Consider the following 17,108-nt stretch of genomic DNA (forward strand, 5'->3'; position numbering starts at 1 on the left):
AGATTAGAATAATTTAAGTTTATTTGATTGGTGATTATTCATCTAATTGTTTTCAAAGGATAACTCATTTTTAGCTATATTTTGATTTAATAATCATGTCTATATTGAGATTTATTCTTGTTTGTAAGCTTGTGTATATTAAAATAACACTGGTGTTCTGTTTTTTTCTGATGATGCTATTTTGAATATTAACTTCATATTAAAAAGTCAGTTGTTTATAGTTAAAATAAATAACTGACTTTAATCACATAATTTTCTGTTTTAAGACTTGCGTTGTTGGGATGGCAAGGTTGAGATGAGTTTTACAAAGTTATGGTAAAGCATTGATTGCTGGCTTGGTGTGTAGACCGAGCGCTTAATGTTGCCTTTGTCTGTTTCGATCGACAGTTCAACATTTTTTGCTTTGTCTAGTTCATAGAGGAATGTACTTGGAAGCACAAAGCTATTTGATGAGCGTCTAGGAATGAGTCGATTAATGTTCTTTTGTTTTGTCGGGCCAATGGGTTTATAAGCAAAGGCTTTTCCATCAACTACGAAAGTAATGCCCTTGATGTCATAGTAGTCATAACTACTGTTGAGCACTGTTTCTACGCTTAATTGCGCTTTGTGTTGCTTGTCCCATTCAACGAAAACATTGGGGCAGAGTTCGTTTGCTTTGCAGGTCAAAGAACCTGCTGTTGCTAGATTGTCTGTTGAAGGGACAGATGAGACTGGTAAGGTTGAGCAACCACTCATAACAATACAAAGGCTGATGTGTGCTGAGAAAACAGGAGGTTTTAACTTGGTAAACTATAGACACTCATCAGGAGTTTACCATGAGCAAGAAACAGAAGACTTACACCGCAGAATTTAAAGTTGAAGCAATAAAATTGATTGAAGCCAATCAAGGCAATGTATCGGAAACAGCCAGACAACTTGGCATTTCAATGCAAACTCTTTCAAATTGGAATAATAAAGCAAAGACTGGCACCTTAGCAGGCACTAAACAATATTCACCTGATCTAAATGCCTTACTCGAAGAAAATAAAAAGCTCAAACAACAGCTCAAAACAGCTGAAATGGAACGTGAATTTCTAAAAAAGGCAGCAGCGTACTTTGCGAAAGAAAGTCAGTAAGGTACGCCTATATGAAACAGCAAAGACATTTATTCCCGATTAGCTTTATGGCTAGATTACTTCACGTTTCAGTGTCACGATTTTATGATTGGCTAAAACGAGGCATGAATAAAAGATTGGTTCAGCGAAATCAACAGACAATTTTGGTCAAAATAGCTCATGAGGAAACTAAACAAAGCTATGGCTATATTCGATTAACTAAGCATTTACAAGCGCAAGGTATCAAAATCAGTACGTATGCTGTACGTCAAATAAAAAAGCTCAACCAGCTGTATTGTAAGCGTCATAAGCGTTTCAAAAGAACTACGAAGAGTGATCATAATCGAGCGATCTACGCAAATTTACTAGAGCAACAGTTTTCAATGACTAAGCCCAATCTTGCATGGTCAAGCGATATTACATACATTTGGACTGCTGAAGGTTGGTTATACTTGGCAGCAGTAAAAGACCTGTACACGAAACAAGTGGTTGGCTATAGCTTAAATGAGCGTATGACCGCACAACTTGTTTGCAATGCACTGACTATGGCGATTCGTAATCAAAAACCAACGAAAGGCTTAATTGTTCATTCGGACAGAGGCAGCCAATATTGCAGCCATGAATATCGAAAGATACTGGAAAAATGTGATTTTCAAGGTTCAATGAGCAAACGTGGGGACTGTTACGATAATGCACCGATTGAAAGTTTCTGGGGCATACTCAAGAATGAATTAGTGCATCATTGCAACTATAAAACCAGAGATGAAGCTAAAGCAGATATTACAAAATACATTGTGTTATTTTATAATCAGCGAAGAATTCAAAAGAGTTTGGATTTTAAAACGCCAAATCAAATAGCAGAGAACTTTTATCGGTTAGCTGCCTAGCATATCCCAAGTGAAAGTCTCCTGCTAATTCAGCACATATCAGGCTAAGTAAACATAAAGTTTTATTCATCTTTCAACTCTCTAGTATGTATTCAATATTTCAGTGTTAATGATGTAATTGTGGGCCAAGAAATTCAAATGGTTTGGCGAGTTTAAATTGATTTGTTGCATCACCTGCAAAGGTATTTTGTTGATCTTTACCTAGATCAAGTTTACGCGTTAAACCATCCTTAAAGTTAATTTTCTTTAAATCTATCCAAAATACATTGGGTGAAACTGCTGATTCAAAGAAATAGAGTTGCTGTTTATGATCAGCAACTGTTCGCCAGCGCGTCGAGGATATATTGGGTTCTTCAGCGGTATTTAAGCCGTAGGGAACAGATGCATTACGAATAACGCTAAAAACGGACGCTAAGGCATCTTTAGGATTGTCATTTTTAGGAATGGTATTGATATAAAACGATGCACGGGCAAATCGATCAGCAGCCCGATTGGTACCTGGCAGCATCACGGTTCCACCAATTTGCTGCCAATAGGTATTGAGTGCGAGTTGTTGATCAAATGTTGGCGAGTTAGTCATGACTTGATATTTTTTATCATGATGAATGACTTGTTTGCCCCCAATGTATTCAATAATGGCACTGTCACCCGTTTTATCTGAAATAGAGAGGTGTAACGTTGCGAGTCGTTGTTCACCAGGCACACTGTCGGTAATCAGATCAAAAGGTTCTTTTTCTAAAGCACGAACAGCTTCAGAAACGGTTGCGTAATTATCGAGCACATATTGTGCCCAAGCGGAAATACTCAACTGTGGTTTATTCGATTTTTTTGTATCTGGATATTGTGACTCGACTAGCCATAACACGTTAGCGACCAGACCTGCTTCATTCATTCCGTCGGTTGTTGAGATGTCATAACCCGTGGCAATCACACTGCCGTACTTGGCTTTCCATTGCAGCGATTTTGGTCCGGCATTGCTGTCGCGAAGTACACCACTTGGTAAAATCCATAGATTGGTTCCCACATCGACCTTCCAGTCCATTGAGCGCGCCGTGATGATATGGTCGTTATTTCCTAAATAGACTGCACGGGTACAGGCGTGGCTGGTTTGTAGAGTTAAAGACGATGCGAGAAATGAAAGGCATAATATTTTTTTAAACACAAGTTGTGCTCCATATTGTTGTATGAAAATGATTTCTATTAAATATTTTTATAAAGAGTTCGCTTTAAGTCTATTAAAAAAGAATTCTTATTCAAGCATTAAAATGTAATCATTATAAAAAGTAGGGTTTTTTTTAAATTCTATATTTTAGATAAGTATGGATAGAGAATAATCTCTATCCATATAAAAATGAAGGTTCTAGTTTTCGTTTGGTGGTAATAACATTACAATGGCCGTATTAAGCAGCGTTGTGATGTCTTCTAGCATCTCTATTTGATTAAATCGTTCATCTAGCAATAGGCTCTCACCATCTGCAATTTGCTTCAAAAATGGAGTAAATGCTTCTGATATGCAAATCGTATCGCCATTTGCCCAAAACTCAAGCGACTGGTCTTGTTTTCTGTAAAGCAATCTAGAAGCGGGCTCTAAAATGATTTGGTAATCGGCACCAATTACTTCGGCTACATCATTGGCATCAACTTCTTCAGGCTCTGGAATATTGTTCGGATAACTTGCTTCACTCATATAAGCCATGATTGCTGCATCAAATTCAGGCGCTTGCGTGAGATAGTCTAATAATTGAGTTTTTAAGTAAGCAAATTCAGTAGTATTAATTTCACCCAAATGTGCAGTCTGTTGACGTACGATATCGATCAATGGATTTTTGAGTGAAGTGTTTTCCGAAAATTTATCACTGACCTGATCAATCATTTCTGAAAGGTTTGGCATACGGAAGCCAAAGGAGAAGGTTAAGCAATCATCTTCTGCTACGCCATAATGTGCGAGGCCAGGCGGTACATAAAGTAAATCACCAGGTGCAAGCACTTCATCAAATTGTACATCTATTTCAGGTAATAGCTTTAATGGCTGGTCAGGAATGAATTGAGTTGATTCATCACACATTTGCCCCAATTGCCAACGACGGTGACCATGACCTTGTACCAAGAACACATCATAAAAATCGAAGTGTTTCCCGACTGAACCGCCTTGAGGGGCATAAGACACCATGATGTCATCACGACGCCATTGCGGAATAAAAGGAAATTTTTTCCATAGTTCAGCAATATCAAACGAATAATGATCTACGGCTTGAACCAAAAGCGTCCAAAGGTTGGGTAGTTTTTGGAAATCACCTTTGGTCAGTGGTGATGACTTTACATGCCATTCGTTTGGATTTTTATTTTTTTGACGAATTAAGCGAGCAGTCACATGTTCTTCTAGAGCCAATTCCTGAACGTCAGTTGGCTCTAATAAGCCAATAATTTCTGGCATCGCATTACGGACCAATAATGGCTTTTTCTGCCAATATTCATTAAGAAACTGTTCTGCGGTAATGCCGCCGAGTACCGCTAAAGATTGAGACATGGGAAATGAAACCAACAACATATAAATTGGTGCATATTGTCACTTGAGTTGAATATTGACGCAAGTCTTGTGTAAAAGTGATGAAATACTTGGAAATCACCATTAAAAGTAAAGGAATGTATTTAATCTTGATCAATTAGATGCGTATTCGTTCACAGCCTTTCAAAAAAACAGTATCCTTAAGATGCAAAAAGGAGCATACATGTATCAAGTACTGGCAAGAAAATACCGTCCACGTAATTTCAATGAGTTAGTGGGGCAAAACCATGTTTCTCGTGCTTTAACCAGCGCGCTAGAACGCGGTCGCTTGCATCATGCTTATTTGTTTACGGGAACGCGTGGCGTCGGGAAAACCACGATTGCCCGTATTTTAGCCAAATGCTTAAACTGTGAAACGGGCGTTACTTCGACGCCGTGTGAGGTCTGTGCAACCTGTAAGGCGGTAAATGAAGGCCGTTTTATTGATTTAATTGAAATTGATGCTGCTTCACGAACCAAAGTTGAAGACACTCGTGAGCTACTCGACAATGTTCCTTATGCTCCGACTCAAGGCCGTTTTAAAGTCTACCTGATTGATGAAGTGCACATGCTTTCAACGCACTCATTCAATGCATTGTTAAAAACATTGGAAGAACCGCCTGAGCATGTGAAATTCTTGTTTGCGACTACAGATCCACAAAAATTACCAATTACGGTGATTTCACGTTGCTTGCAATTCACCTTGCGTCCGCTGGCAGTTGATGAAATTACCGAGCATTTGACGGCGATTTTAACGAAAGAAAATATTGACGCTGATCAAAATGCAATTTGGCAAATTGCTGAGTCTGCACAGGGTTCATTGCGTGATGCCTTATCTTTAACGGATCAAGCGATTGCCTATGGTCAGGGGGCAGTACATCATCAAGATGTCAAAGACATGTTGGGGCTGATTGACCGAACCATTATTTATGATTTGATTTTAGCAATTCATCAAAATCAGCAAGCCAATGTCAGTCAGTTATTGTTGCAGTTTAGACAACAAGCTTTAGATGTTTCTTTAGTGCTAGATCAACTGGTTTCAACGTTGCATGAATTGGCGCTGTTGCAGTATTTACCTGATCTTGCTTTGAAATATAGTGAAGAAATTAATCAGAAAATTTTGCAACTTTCAAAACTTATTTCTGCTCAGGATTTACAGCTTTATTATCAAATTGCCTGTAAAGGGCGTACTGAGTTGCAACTTGCTGTGACTCAGGAGCAAGGATTTGAAATGACTGTCTTGCGCTTATTGGCATTCAGACCAATGACCCTCAATGAAGTCACAGTCAGCGCAGCGCCTGTAATGCAAATTGCAACTAGCAGCGTTCAACCAGCCGCTCAAAACTCGGCTCTAGAAAGTCAGCTTGCGGTTCAACAAGAAACCGTTATGGTTGAACCTGAACCTGAACCTGAACCTGAACCTGAACCTGAACCTGAACCTGAACCTGTTGCACAAAATCCAGATAGCAGCTTGATGGTGTTTGATGCAGAAGATGGGCAGTTAATTGGATTTGATGTTTCAGTGTCAGCAGAAACAGTTCAGTCGAGCATTACAGATTCGGATGAGGTTTTAATTTTCCCTGTTGAACAGAATCTTGAAGCATCTGCTCAAGTAGACGATCTGCATCTTGATCATCAACCTGTAGTGACACCAGAACACTTTGTTCCGGTCATTGATGAACAGCTTGTAGAAACAGTTGTCGAATCAACAGCAATTGTGGTTTCTTCTACTCAAGAACAGTCAAGCAGCTTAATGCCTCAAGATATTCTAAAGTTGCCGGAGCAGACATTAGAAGGTGAATGGAATCTGGAAAAATGGGAATACTGGTTTAGAACCAGTCAGCTTTCACCAGCTGTGCAAGAGTTAGCACAGCATGGCATTATGCAAGGCCAAATTAATGGGGCTTCTGTATTCCATATTCCACAACAATATGAAGGTATGCTGTCACAATTACAGCATGGCTTAGAAGATGCCTTAAAATCACAATGGTCGAATACACAATTTGATGTGCAATATGGTGAAGTGAGTTCAAGTACGCCATTAATCATGCAAAATGCACGTAAGGAAAAAGCCTTTAATCGTGCAGTTGAATTGCTACATCAGGAACCGACAATTAAAAGTTTGGTGGAAACCTTTGATGCAGAACTTCATCAAGTTCAATTAAAACCTTGATTGGTACAAGAAAGGCCGAGTTTTTATCTTTGCCTTTTTTGTTTAATCGATCAGTAAATATTGACTTAATGTATCCCGCATTGCTTGTGGAATGGCGGTACTTTTTCGATTTTCTCGATCAACAAATACATGCACAAAATGTCCTTGGGCGGCTGCTTCGAGTTGATCTTGTTTAAAAATCGCCAACTCGTATCTGAGTGATGAATTGCCAATTTTACCAATGGCTACGCCGACCTCGATCACTTCTGGAAAGGACAATTCCTGTAAGAAACTGCAAGCTGAATCCACCACTAAACCAATGATTTCACTGTTGTGAATATCAAATCCTGTTTTCTGAATCAGTAAGGTGTTGGCAGCAGTATCAAAATAACTATAGTAGGTCACGTTGTTGACATGGCCATAGATATCATTGTCTGCCCAACGAGTTTGGATGGGGAAAAGGAACTTGAATTGTTCACGTCGTTTTAAGGTTGGTTTGGTCATGCATAAATCGCCTGATAAATCTGTAAAGCATCTTGCTCAGTCATTTCTCTTGGGTTGTTTTGCAACAGTCGGGTTTGCAGCATGGCATCCTTTGCCAGTTGTGGAAGTTTCGCTTCTGGAATATCCAAATCCTTCAATTTTAGGGTCAAGCCGCTTTGATCCAAATGATTTTGCATATGGTCAATAAACAGATCACATAAACCATCGATACAACCTGTACTGCGTGGATCCAATAGTTGCATTAACTCCGCGTAATGTTGTTTGGCTTTGGGCGCATTGAACTTTAACACTTCAACCAACACCAACGCGTTGGTATGTCCGTGTGAAAGATGAAAATGTCCACCGAGTGGGTAAGCGAGGGCATGTACTGCGCCAACTGGTGCATTGGCAAAAGCTTGACCTGCTAGCATCGACCCAACCAACATATTTTGACGTGCTTCTAAATCAGCACCGTTTTTGAGTACTTTAGCCAGATTATGGTTGAGTAAGATTAAGGCATTTTTAGCCAACATATCCGCATAAAAGTTCTTTTTGATATTTGAGGTATAGGCCTCAATTGCATGAACCATCGCATCAATACCTGTGGCTGCCGTGATATGTGCAGGTAATCCTTGGGTAAAAGTTGCATCTAAAATTGCCACATCAGCATATAAAAAAGGAGAAACTATGCCCATCTTGGTGGTTGCACCTGTGGTGACAATCGAGATAGGGGTAACTTCTGAACCTGTTCCAGCAGTTGTTGGGATGAGAATTAACGGTAAGCGTGGTGCTTGAGCTTGATTCACGCCGTAGATTTCACTCAGGGTTTGCTGTTGTTTAGGATGAGCAAGCAGCGCGATGATCTTGGCAACGTCCATGGAACTGCCACCACCAAAACCAATAATCACATCTATGTTTTCTTGCTTCGCAAAATCAACTGCTTCTAGCACAATGTGCTCAGGAGGATCGGCTTGAATATCCGAGTAAATAATACTGTTCAGATTAATCTGTTCTAAAAGCTTTAAGATTGGCAGATGTAGTTGATGCTGGATCATGCCTGCATCTGTTACGATCAGTGCTTTATGATAATTTTGTTGTGTTAAAACACTTTTAAGTTCTTGTATCGAACCGAGTCCCGAAATGATGTTTGGAACAGTTTGAAATTGAAACGGGTTCATACATACATCCTTATTTTTCATAATAAATACAACATTTTTATATCAAGTGACTGTGGGGATCACTGCCTCAATAAATTAACATAAGACGCGCTTAAACGTGTAACTTTAAGGTGATTATGCTATCCAAATCGTCTTATAAATTGTTGGTTTTTCACCTAATTATCTTTTTGAAATTATTATATCTTATAGTGCCATGAATAGAGTTTATCGCAAAAAAGTAAGGTTATAATTTAACGAAAACAAGAACCTAAGCTATAGTTTTGCAACCACTTTTCACATCACATTCTGCAAATGTGAGTGCAATACCAACATTAGTATCGTTCCAGATAGTTTCATCCCAGATTTATGCGCTTCCTGAAGGTTGTTGATATGCAGTATTTGTAGAAGCCTCAATCTCTTATAAATAAACAAAAAGTGATTCATAAGACGATCCAAGATTGAATAGTTGTTCATCAGGATCATCATCCTTTAAATAGAACTTAAGTAAATTAATTCATCGATGCAGTTTGTGGCGTTGTTAAGGTTGAATCATGCATTTATAAAGTCGATATCTAGAACAAAGAAAAGAATTCAAAGCTTATCGAATGATGGGCTTTTTTGTTGTCTTGTTATTTTCACAATAGTTTGCTTTTATGGTTATTCAATTTAATAGGAACTCATCATGAAAGAAGCAATAGAACAATATCGCCAAGAACGAGCAACATTAGAAAATGAGATTTCAGATTTTCTTGAGAAGAAATTTGCTGAGTTCAAAGAAAAGACGGGTGCGGAAGTCATTCACCTTGAAGTAGAGTTTGATTCAACTGATGATGAAGATGCAGAATTCTTTATTTCGAGCGTGTTTATAGGAACTGACCTTTAACAACGTAAAGAATGATGACCTCCCTCGGGAGGTTTTCTTTTGATTGTTTATTTACGGTACTTATGAAGTAAATAATCATATGGCTGGATACATCATTAAGAGTCACAAGTAGGAGTTATGATTCAGCAGGATAATTATAAGTTTTTGTTTTTAATATTTAATTTGAAAAATCTCTGTAGAAATATTAAAATATACACTTGTCTTTATTTGTTTTATGTTGAGTGTTTTCGGTGAAAAAAATATTAATTTTTTTTATAAGTACGGCAATTAGTGGTTCGGTATATAGTGCAGATGATATCTTCAAGAAAGATAAATCACTTTTAATTCTAGATAATGATGAGCCTCATTACGAGATTGAAAGTGGTGAACAGGTTGATTTTTTTGAATCATTCAAACAACAAGAGCAGGACCGCATAAATCAACGCAATTATGATTTAGCGCAGCAACAGCAAATTCAATCGAATACTTCCAATATGAGTCCACATGATAAGTCTCAATATTTACTGGAACATCGGCATTTTGACGCTTTGAATGCGCAAGGCTATGAGCAACAGTTCAACTCAATACTGAAGGCTAAAAATAAAGGTTTAATTTCAGAACAAGACTACCAGCAAAGAATCGTGAGGCAAAGTCCTTTGCCATCAGGGCAGAGAACTAATCAACTTAGATTTTCCATCCCAATTGGAGAGTAATATCGTTGATGGCTAAAGCTCATCGGAAGATGGGCTTTTTACTTTTATCTTGCGATTAATTCTTTCAGGAGCAGATTTAACAATCAATAAATTTACTGGAGGATCTTTGAAGGAGACAGATTCCCATATTGAAAATTTTGAAGATGAAACCTTTAAGACAAAAGAATAACGGAATATTTGTGTTACTTCAAAAGTGGTGCTTCTTACTCCCAATACTAAGCTGCGATTTATAATTAGATGGATTATGATGATGTACATATGCATAGGCAGTGATTTGGACGAACAAATCGTTTTTTGATGGAGTGACTTTAAAAACAATTAAAAAAGCCCCTCATATCTGAGAGACTAGTCATATCAATTTTAGCGTATGAATGGTTTTAATTTCTTTAATAACTAAACAAATCAAATTGATAAAAGTAGTTTATAGGATAATAAATCAGTGCACTAATTTATTCTTTATAGTCATAGAGCCTCAAAATTGCTTACGCTGCACTGTTAATTAGAAATTATTTGTTATTAGGATCAGCTTGTTTATCATTCTCAGGCAAATCTTTTACGGTGCCTAGAACTTGTGAAGGTTGAGAATCAGTAGGGGAGTTTACTTCTGTATGCTCATTCGACTGAGCTTTAATCGTATTTACATGGGTAGTTGTATTTTGAGAAAAACTTTTAAAACCTGACATTTTTATCTTCTTATCTTCACTAGGGAGAATTGATAGTACACTTTAAAAGCCTTTACATTGAGGTATTTTTAGGACGTATATGTGTTGATATGTCTTAGAAAAGGTGTTTATCTCGATGACTTATTTCATAAATAAAATCAATTATATATAACTTGTTGAGTCTTATCCTTTAAATTTTGGAATGACCCTATCTAAATTTCAAGTGGGAGTACATAAAGCACACAAATATAAAATTTCTCAGTGTTTTTAACTGAAAAGTTATAAAAATTAATTCTACTTGCCTACAAAATATTGATAGTATAAAAATGTGGTTAAGCATAGTATGTATGATTAAATCGGAGCATATTAATGCTAAAAGACATTATAATTATTGATTTTCATGGTAAAGAAAAGAGAGCCCAGGCACACTACACAGAAGTAAATACTACTAAAATCAACCATTCAGCGAGGGTTCAGAAGCCTAATGTTGAATATATATTATTAAAAGGTGAGTTTATTTTCCCCACTTTAGATTTGGTTTTCAACAGCTCCGATGGCAATAGCTATTATATAGAATAAATATGACCCACTTCGGTGGGTTTTTTAATGGGTGAAATTTAGGAAAACTGCATCGTTTAAATCCACCCAAATTTGCACTACCGCCAGAATTATAGCAATCGATAAAGTCCATCTTTCTCAATCCTGAAGATCGTTTTTATAACCCTGATTATGCAAATTTAGGGACCTTTTATTGCCCGTAGATTGCCACGATGGGTGGGACACGTAATAATTTACCAGTTGGTCCACATATTATTTAATGACTGTATTTTCATGTTGGATGATTTGCTGCTTGAACTGGTCGTAAAATGGCCAAAAGTGGTGTTGGTCGGGCAAAATAATGCTTTTATCGTGAATTGGTTCACATACTTTTAAAAGTAAATGACAATTCATGAAAATTCCAAGAGATTGAAAAATATGGAAATTGCTAAATTTATTAAAAGCTTTAATACTGTTGGATCTTATTTAACTGCGGCCAGCATTCTGCTCGCCACGCTTATTCTGTATTTTTACTATATCAATCCTTAAGGTTTGTTATCAGTTGCTTAATTGCACCTACGGGTGTTTTTTTACGCTTAGAGGAAGACAAAATGGACAGAAAACCATTTTAATATTGAGTGCGTTCTTGTGCGCGACAAACTTGTGTAGGCCCAAGTTGAAGACTAAAAACTTACTCTAGAGCATTCAAAAATGCTCCAGCAAAAAAGATATTGTGACTTATTCACCAGTTGTCAAAAATTATGTAAATGAGAAACAAGCTTATGAAATTACAACTGCATATACTGATGATACGGCAGCAAACTTTGCTATAGAGGCAGGAGGAGGATCCGTAGGGCTACCCATTCATGCGTTCAATCGGTGAGCAGATGACAAGATCAGACGGATATGAACCAAATCTTACCATGAATCCTAAAGGATATATCTGAGATACAACTCCTCCCGATATGCTGAACGTCAGCATGAAAAGTTATTGATGGGTAATGGGCTAAAAGCTCAAAAGGACTATTAACAGAATCAATGATAGGCAAAAGTTGTGCAGGTAAGATGGTGAGATCTGCTTTACCTAATAGGTTGGAAAATCGCAGATCACACAGGTGCTAGTGATTATGGAGTTAGAGGTTTAAATTCAATGGAAGGACTGGAAACACATGCACCTGTATTTATCAGTATTTATGTGAGAAAAATTGAGACTTCTTTAGATGAACGCTCAGAAGTTATTGAATTTTTAAGTGATCATATCGTAAAAGAACATTTGATTAAATAAAGAACAATATTCATTGAATCAGTTCGGTGGTCTCCATTAGGAGGCTATGTATTACAATAAATAGCTTTTACACCATCAATAACATGTTCATATCTTAATAAAGTATATTGAGTATTATTTTCAAAGAACTCCCAAAACTCAGTAATTGGATTAGCAAACTCTTGATTCGTGAAATCCTTTTGAAGTTCAGGTTGTTTTGTTATTACTTTAAACCTAGTGAGCATGCCAGATCCTTATTTCATTAGAAATCCATATTAACGTAAACTTGAGCAAAATAGGTGTTTAAGCGCTTAAATATAGAGAAATACCCTGTAAATTGGTTTTATTTCCCCTATATTCAATATTAAGCTTGCTTATTTAGGTTAAAGAGACTATAAAGCTAACTCGTCGGTGCGGGATGGAGCAGTCTGGTAGCTCGTCGGGCTCATAACCCGAAGGTCGTTGGTTCAAATCCAGCTCCCGCTACCAACCGATTAAATTAATTTTGCTCTTTGATGTATTTAAAGTTGCTATTCTGGAAAGAACAAATAGCAATTAAAATTAGCTTATATAATCCTAAATAAAGCTATATATTATTAAATTCTAGAAATTCAGTTATTATTATCTGTCTAGTGTATAGTAAATAAAATTAATCATTTGAGCTCTTAAAAGAGTGATTTTGTGTTAAAAATTATTAGTGAATGGCGTGTAGCCAAAGCCAGTAATGGCAATGAAATTTGTGTGAAAATTATTCCACTTAAACGTCAACAAAATACGTTGAAAGGTTTTAAATGGGTTGAGGTTGGAAAAAAAGTACTTTTAGATTCTGGTCTGGAAATTGACTTTAATTTAGACGGAAAAAGTTTCTATACCGATGTTAATCAGCTTTATCGATTGATATAAATAATTCACACTCTTGTAATATCTTTTTTTTAAAAGATTAATTGGATCAAATCATTGCTGAAACTTTGATTTGATCTTTAAGTAAAGTATAAAAGGTTTAAAATATGTCTAATACATCTACTGGTACAGTTAAGTGGTTCAATGAAACTAAAGGTTTTGGCTTTATTCAAGCTGATTCTGGTGAAGATTTATTTGCTCATTTCAGCGAAATTCAAAGCAATGGCTTTAAAGTTTTAAATGAAGGTCAACGTGTTTCTTATGTGCCTGGACAAGGTAAAAAAGGACCACAAGCAACACTTATCACTGTTATCTAATTCGTTTAGATCAGTAAAAAGCCCACTTTATGTGGGCTTTTTTATTATTCTATAAAATTAATTAATTGATCGTGCCTTAATGGCAATCTTAAAAGTTAGTAGAGACTTTTCTCACCATGAAGGCGAGTTTTAAATCTACGGTGGAACCACATGTATTGTGTAGGATACATTTTTATCTGATTTTCAATCACCAAATTGACTCGTGTTGCATCTTCCATTTCATTAGTACTTGGAAAGTTTTCCAGAGCTGGTTCTAGTAAAACATGGTATTGAGGATTGCGAATGTCACCATCACGATAAAAATATAAAGGAATTGCTGCTGCTTTGGTAATTTTAATTAACCGTCTATGCGCTGTTACGGTCGCTGCCTGCACACCGAAGAAAGGTGCCATCACTCCTTGCTTAAGTCCAAAATCTTGATCTGGACTATACCAGATGGCATGTCCAAGTTTTAGATTAGATATCAATCCTTTCATATCATCTTTAGAAATTTGATTTTGATAAATTGTGGCTCTGCATCGACTAATGAACATATCTAAGAGGGGATTATTTTGAGGTCGATAGACAACATCTAAATCGAAAAAAGATCCACATGCAAAACCACCAGCGTCTAGCAAAGTAGTATGCGTGCCTATCAGTAAAACTCCTTTTTCTCCAGCACTTTTAAGATGTTCTAAACCTTGAATATGCATTCGATTTTGGAACCAGCGGGGACTGTACCAAGCATTTAATGCTTCAAATAGTCCTAACATCATATTAAAGAAGACTTGTTTCGCATCTGCTTGTATTTGCTGCTCACTTTTTTCAGGAAAGCATAGTTCTAGATTTCTAATCGTTGTTCTGCGTCGAGATTTGAGAGCTTTCCACGCTAGTTTTGACAGCCTCTCAGCAAGCCGCCATTGGATGGCCCAAGGAAGAATTGCAAATATCATTAAGATTATTAAAGCTATCCATATTCCCCAATATTTTGGTAATAAAAAACACCAATGAAACTTTCCTGCCTTAAATTTCCGTTTAGACGACATAGCGGCTGTTTCTTAAGAAAAACTGATTAGCCTAACATAAATGAATTAATATTATTGATTTATTCAAGATTAATTTACGATAAGAAGATCGTCTTAACGAAACTGGTTTTTACTTAATTTATAACGATTCATCGATCAATTTCGATTGGGTAGAAAGCAGGGGTTAATTCCAAATTTTTCTTTCCAAATCTCTGATGAAAAAACTCTATAGTCTTGATCAGCTTTTCTTCTATCTTGTGAAAATCGGTCAGTAGATCGTATGTGTGACCACTCTTAGGCTCTAAACACGTCAATAACGCACAGCACTTTTTGTATTTGATATCCCTTCGGAAATATGATTAGGCGTTGAGTGCTTTGATCAATTCCACTTTATTACTAACATCTAATTGCAAGTATGCTCTTTGCAGATAGGTCCGAACAGTGGAGGGACTTAATCCTAATTGCTCAGCAACTTTTTTATATGAATGTCCTTGTGAAAATAGATACGCAACGCGATACTCACGTGGAGATAAGGTTAAATCTTTTTTCTTATTTATAATTTCAATACGTATATTGCCTGCCTTTTTTGAGACATTAAGGCTGAGTTTACCTAGTCGAATAGTCGTAGGTGTCTTATCAAAGTGAAACAATAGTTCATTAGGGATGTAAACACCTTCCCATTTTGGCCATTTAGCATAAATGATTTCACAGAGACTTGAGCCAATACTCAATATGTAGCCATCCTGCCTTACGAGGCCTGCATGGGACATATTGTGATTAGGTGAGAGCTCTAAAGCCTCTTGTAAGTTATATCGCCAAGCTTGATTGATATGACGAACTATTTGCTCGAAAAAAGCCATATTTATGTCTGTAAATGAACTTCCACTATGGCGATATAACGTTATAAAAAAAATGTGTCCTGTAAAGGTATCCTTTATGCACATGGACATTCCATGTAGCAGTTGATATTTTCGGCTGAATTGATTGAGCTCTTTTGTTTCAAATTCATATTGGAAATCGGTTGGGTAGCTAAAATGATGTACGGTATCTGATAGGTTATCTACTTCTTGAGCGAATTCATCATCAATAGCTAAAGATTTCCATTCAGTTGGGAAACACGTTGGTAGATTGATCGTTTCGGCGTGATGAATACCCACCATTTTTTGATCTTTATTATGGGTGATTAGACCACACCAAGCGGCATCGAAAGATATGACATTTTTTAATTCTTGTAATGCTTCTCGAATCAATTCAGAGGCAAGATGATCTTTAGAAATCTTTCCTAATTTCAATAAGTAATGCCCTAAGACCGCAATCGAAGTAATACTTTGCATTTCTTCCAAGTGCTTTTCAGCCTCTACTTATTTGTTGTGTAGCAGCATACTTTAATTAAGAGAAAGTCTGCAAGAGCGTCTGCATTTGCAGATTGTTTCACTAGATGATTCTATAAATAATTTAACCTAAGAAATTGTGGAAACATTAAAAATGTATCCATTCACCCCATCTTATGAATATTAAATATTCCATGTAAAGGTTACATTTTTAATGAACATTATGCATAGCAGCAGTCTAAACAAAATAGCGATTCTTTCTCTTTCAATGTTTGCCATACTCAGTATGGCTGGTTGTAATGACAGCTCAGATTCTAAATCTAAAAATGTCAAATCAGAGCAGAAAGTCGAAACTGCACCGTTGAAAGGTAAATTTATACCTATTTATGAAGTTGCTCGAACGAATGAAAATCGAATTGAAGAAAATCTTTGGCGAAGTAGAAAACTTCTGGAAGGCTACACTGCAGAGATGAATACTTTTGTGAATATTCCTGTAGATATTAAAGTTGTGGCAAAAGAATGTAAGGAAGCAAATGCATTTTATGACAGTGATACGCAATCGATTGAATTGTGTTATGAATTAGGCGCGGAAGAAAGAAAGATGTTCACAGAAGCTGGGGATTTTGGTGATATATTGGATACTGAACTCTATCAAAGTGCTGTCGGGACTTTATTCCACGAAGCTGGACATGCATTGATCGATGTACTTGATTTAAAAATTACAGGCAGAGAAGAGGATGTCGCTGATCAATTAGCAGCTTATATTTTAACTTACAATGATGAGGATAAAGATTATCTGCTTACTGTTTCTGACACCTACAGTCTTGCTGCTAAGCGAGCAAAAACTTTAGATGATTTACCTTTTTATGATTCTCATTCATTAGATGCTCAGCGCGCAGTAAATTTCCTATGTTATGTATATGGATCTGATACGAAGAACTTTCAATACCTGATAAGTGATGATTTACTTAATAAAGATCGTTCAGAAGAATGTGAGCGTGAGTACAACCAAATCGTTAAAGCTTGGGATTTTTTACTTGCTCCTTATTTTAAAAAATAATTAAAAAAGATAAAAAATGAATCTCTCTAGTGGAGTGGCTTTTGTGCTATTCCGCTTTTAATTTAATTAGATTTCATCCGTTTATAAATTTAGCCGCTAATTATGGCTTATTGCAACAGGTTGGTAAGCGGCACACATTG

Annotated in this window: 19 protein-coding genes, 1 tRNA gene and 1 pseudogene; 11 read left to right on the plus strand and 10 right to left on the minus strand. The window is 36.6% G+C overall.

The annotated features are described in order from the left end of the window. Positions 1-261: 261 nt before the first annotated feature. Entirely contained in the window at positions 262-735 is a 474-nt protein-coding gene (locus tag F909_RS06090) for a hypothetical protein (protein ID WP_005152452.1), read from the minus strand. 80 nt (positions 736-815) lie between these two features. Between F909_RS06090 and F909_RS06080 the strand changes: the two genes are divergently transcribed. Further along, positions 816-1,981, plus strand: a protein-coding gene (locus F909_RS06080; RefSeq protein ID WP_085940850.1) for an IS3-like element ISAba21 family transposase whose coding sequence is annotated in 2 segments (ribosomal slippage) — positions 816-1,074 and positions 1,074-1,981 — 1,167 coding nt in all. Because the reading frame shifts where the segments join, the coding sequence is not laid out codon by codon here. Positions 1,982-2,087: 106 nt separating this feature from the next. On the opposite strand, the gene F909_RS06075 is transcribed toward F909_RS06080, so the two are convergent. Beyond that, positions 2,088-3,143, minus strand: a complete 1,056-nt coding sequence (locus tag F909_RS06075) for a linear amide C-N hydrolase (RefSeq protein ID WP_005152454.1) — start codon at positions 3,141-3,143, stop codon at positions 2,088-2,090. Positions 3,144-3,341: 198 nt separating this feature from the next. Continuing rightward, positions 3,342-4,508, minus strand: coding sequence for a cupin domain-containing protein (locus F909_RS06070; RefSeq protein ID WP_005152457.1), 1,167 nt, complete (start codon positions 4,506-4,508; stop codon positions 3,342-3,344). 202 nt (positions 4,509-4,710) lie between these two features. Here F909_RS06070 and dnaX point away from each other — a divergent pair, with 202 nt between their 5' ends. Then, complete coding sequence (gene dnaX, locus F909_RS06065) at positions 4,711-6,699, plus strand: DNA polymerase III subunit gamma/tau (protein WP_005152460.1); 1,989 nt, start codon at positions 4,711-4,713, stop codon at positions 6,697-6,699. A 42-nt stretch (positions 6,700-6,741) separates the two neighbouring features. Here the strand turns inward: dnaX and F909_RS06060 are convergent, their stop codons facing one another. Together F909_RS06060 and F909_RS06055 are read right to left on the minus strand one after the other, a co-directional pair. After that, positions 6,742-7,182 carry an acyl-CoA thioesterase gene (locus F909_RS06060; RefSeq protein WP_005152462.1) on the minus strand — a complete coding sequence of 147 codons (441 nt, stop codon included), beginning with the start codon at positions 7,180-7,182 and terminating at the stop codon, positions 6,742-6,744. Continuing rightward, complete coding sequence (locus F909_RS06055; protein ID WP_005152463.1) at positions 7,179-8,339, minus strand: iron-containing alcohol dehydrogenase; 1,161 nt, start codon at positions 8,337-8,339, stop codon at positions 7,179-7,181. Before F909_RS06055 ends, F909_RS06060 begins: the two co-directional genes overlap by 4 nt. Before the next feature lie 661 nt (positions 8,340-9,000). Here F909_RS06055 and F909_RS06050 point away from each other — a divergent pair. Together F909_RS06050 and F909_RS06045 are read left to right on the plus strand one after the other, a co-directional pair. Then, a complete protein-coding gene (locus F909_RS06050; RefSeq protein ID WP_005152464.1) occupies positions 9,001-9,201 on the plus strand; it encodes a hypothetical protein in 201 nt (66 codons plus the stop codon). A 230-nt stretch (positions 9,202-9,431) separates the two neighbouring features. Beyond that, entirely contained in the window at positions 9,432-9,893 is a 462-nt protein-coding gene (locus tag F909_RS06045) for a hypothetical protein (protein ID WP_005152465.1), read from the plus strand. A 506-nt stretch (positions 9,894-10,399) separates the two neighbouring features. Here the strand turns inward: F909_RS06045 and F909_RS21290 are convergent. Continuing rightward, positions 10,400-10,576, minus strand: a complete 177-nt coding sequence (locus F909_RS21290) for a hypothetical protein (protein ID WP_005152471.1) — start codon at positions 10,574-10,576, stop codon at positions 10,400-10,402. A 348-nt stretch (positions 10,577-10,924) separates the two neighbouring features. On the opposite strand from F909_RS21290, the gene F909_RS06040 reads away from it, so the two are divergent. The 3 genes from F909_RS06040 (at position 10,925) to F909_RS21665 (ending at position 12,377) form a co-directional block, all read left to right on the plus strand. Further along, a complete protein-coding gene (locus F909_RS06040; RefSeq protein WP_005152473.1) occupies positions 10,925-11,134 on the plus strand; it encodes a hypothetical protein in 210 nt (69 codons plus the stop codon). A gap of 396 nt (positions 11,135-11,530) precedes the next feature. Then, positions 11,531-11,641, plus strand: coding sequence for a hypothetical protein (locus F909_RS21580; protein WP_005152476.1), 111 nt, complete (start codon positions 11,531-11,533; stop codon positions 11,639-11,641). Positions 11,642-12,242: 601 nt separating this feature from the next. Next, positions 12,243-12,377 (plus strand): hypothetical protein, encoded by a 135-nt coding sequence (locus F909_RS21665; RefSeq protein WP_005152487.1) that lies wholly within the window; start codon positions 12,243-12,245, stop codon positions 12,375-12,377. 44 nt (positions 12,378-12,421) lie between these two features. On the opposite strand, the gene F909_RS21585 is transcribed toward F909_RS21665, so the two are convergent. Further along, the gene (locus F909_RS21585) at positions 12,422-12,601 is read right to left on the minus strand and encodes a hypothetical protein (RefSeq protein WP_005152489.1); all 180 of its coding nucleotides are present in this window, start codon (positions 12,599-12,601) and stop codon (positions 12,422-12,424) included. A gap of 167 nt (positions 12,602-12,768) precedes the next feature. Here F909_RS21585 and F909_RS06030 point away from each other — a divergent pair. The 3 genes from F909_RS06030 to F909_RS06020 all read left to right on the plus strand — a co-directional run bounded on the left by F909_RS06030 (position 12,769) and on the right by F909_RS06020 (position 13,573). Further along, positions 12,769-12,845, plus strand: a tRNA-Met gene (locus F909_RS06030). A 192-nt stretch (positions 12,846-13,037) separates the two neighbouring features. Then, positions 13,038-13,259 (plus strand): hypothetical protein, encoded by a 222-nt coding sequence (locus tag F909_RS06025; protein ID WP_005152491.1) that lies wholly within the window; start codon positions 13,038-13,040, stop codon positions 13,257-13,259. Positions 13,260-13,363: 104 nt separating this feature from the next. Then, positions 13,364-13,573, plus strand: a complete 210-nt coding sequence (locus F909_RS06020) for a cold-shock protein (RefSeq protein WP_005152493.1) — start codon at positions 13,364-13,366, stop codon at positions 13,571-13,573. A gap of 95 nt (positions 13,574-13,668) precedes the next feature. Here the strand turns inward: F909_RS06020 and F909_RS06015 are convergent, their stop codons facing one another. From F909_RS06015 to F909_RS06010, 3 genes and pseudogenes are all read right to left on the minus strand, one after another. After that, entirely contained in the window at positions 13,669-14,598 is a 930-nt protein-coding gene (locus F909_RS06015) for an LpxL/LpxP family acyltransferase (RefSeq protein ID WP_032878061.1), read from the minus strand. Positions 14,599-14,736: 138 nt separating this feature from the next. Then, positions 14,737-14,930: pseudogene (locus F909_RS21590) on the minus strand (DNA polymerase V subunit UmuC); the annotation flags it as partial. Positions 14,931-14,936: 6 nt separating this feature from the next. Next, positions 14,937-15,911, minus strand: a complete 975-nt coding sequence (locus F909_RS06010) for a helix-turn-helix transcriptional regulator (protein WP_005152497.1) — start codon at positions 15,909-15,911, stop codon at positions 14,937-14,939. A gap of 211 nt (positions 15,912-16,122) precedes the next feature. On the opposite strand from F909_RS06010, the gene F909_RS06005 reads away from it, so the two are divergent. Next, complete coding sequence (locus F909_RS06005; RefSeq protein WP_005152498.1) at positions 16,123-16,968, plus strand: DUF4344 domain-containing metallopeptidase; 846 nt, start codon at positions 16,123-16,125, stop codon at positions 16,966-16,968. Positions 16,969-17,108 lie beyond the last annotated feature (140 nt).

The sequence above is a fragment of the Acinetobacter sp. ANC 3929 genome (genome assembly GCF_000369405.1).
Lineage (GTDB): Bacteria > Pseudomonadota > Gammaproteobacteria > Pseudomonadales > Moraxellaceae > Acinetobacter.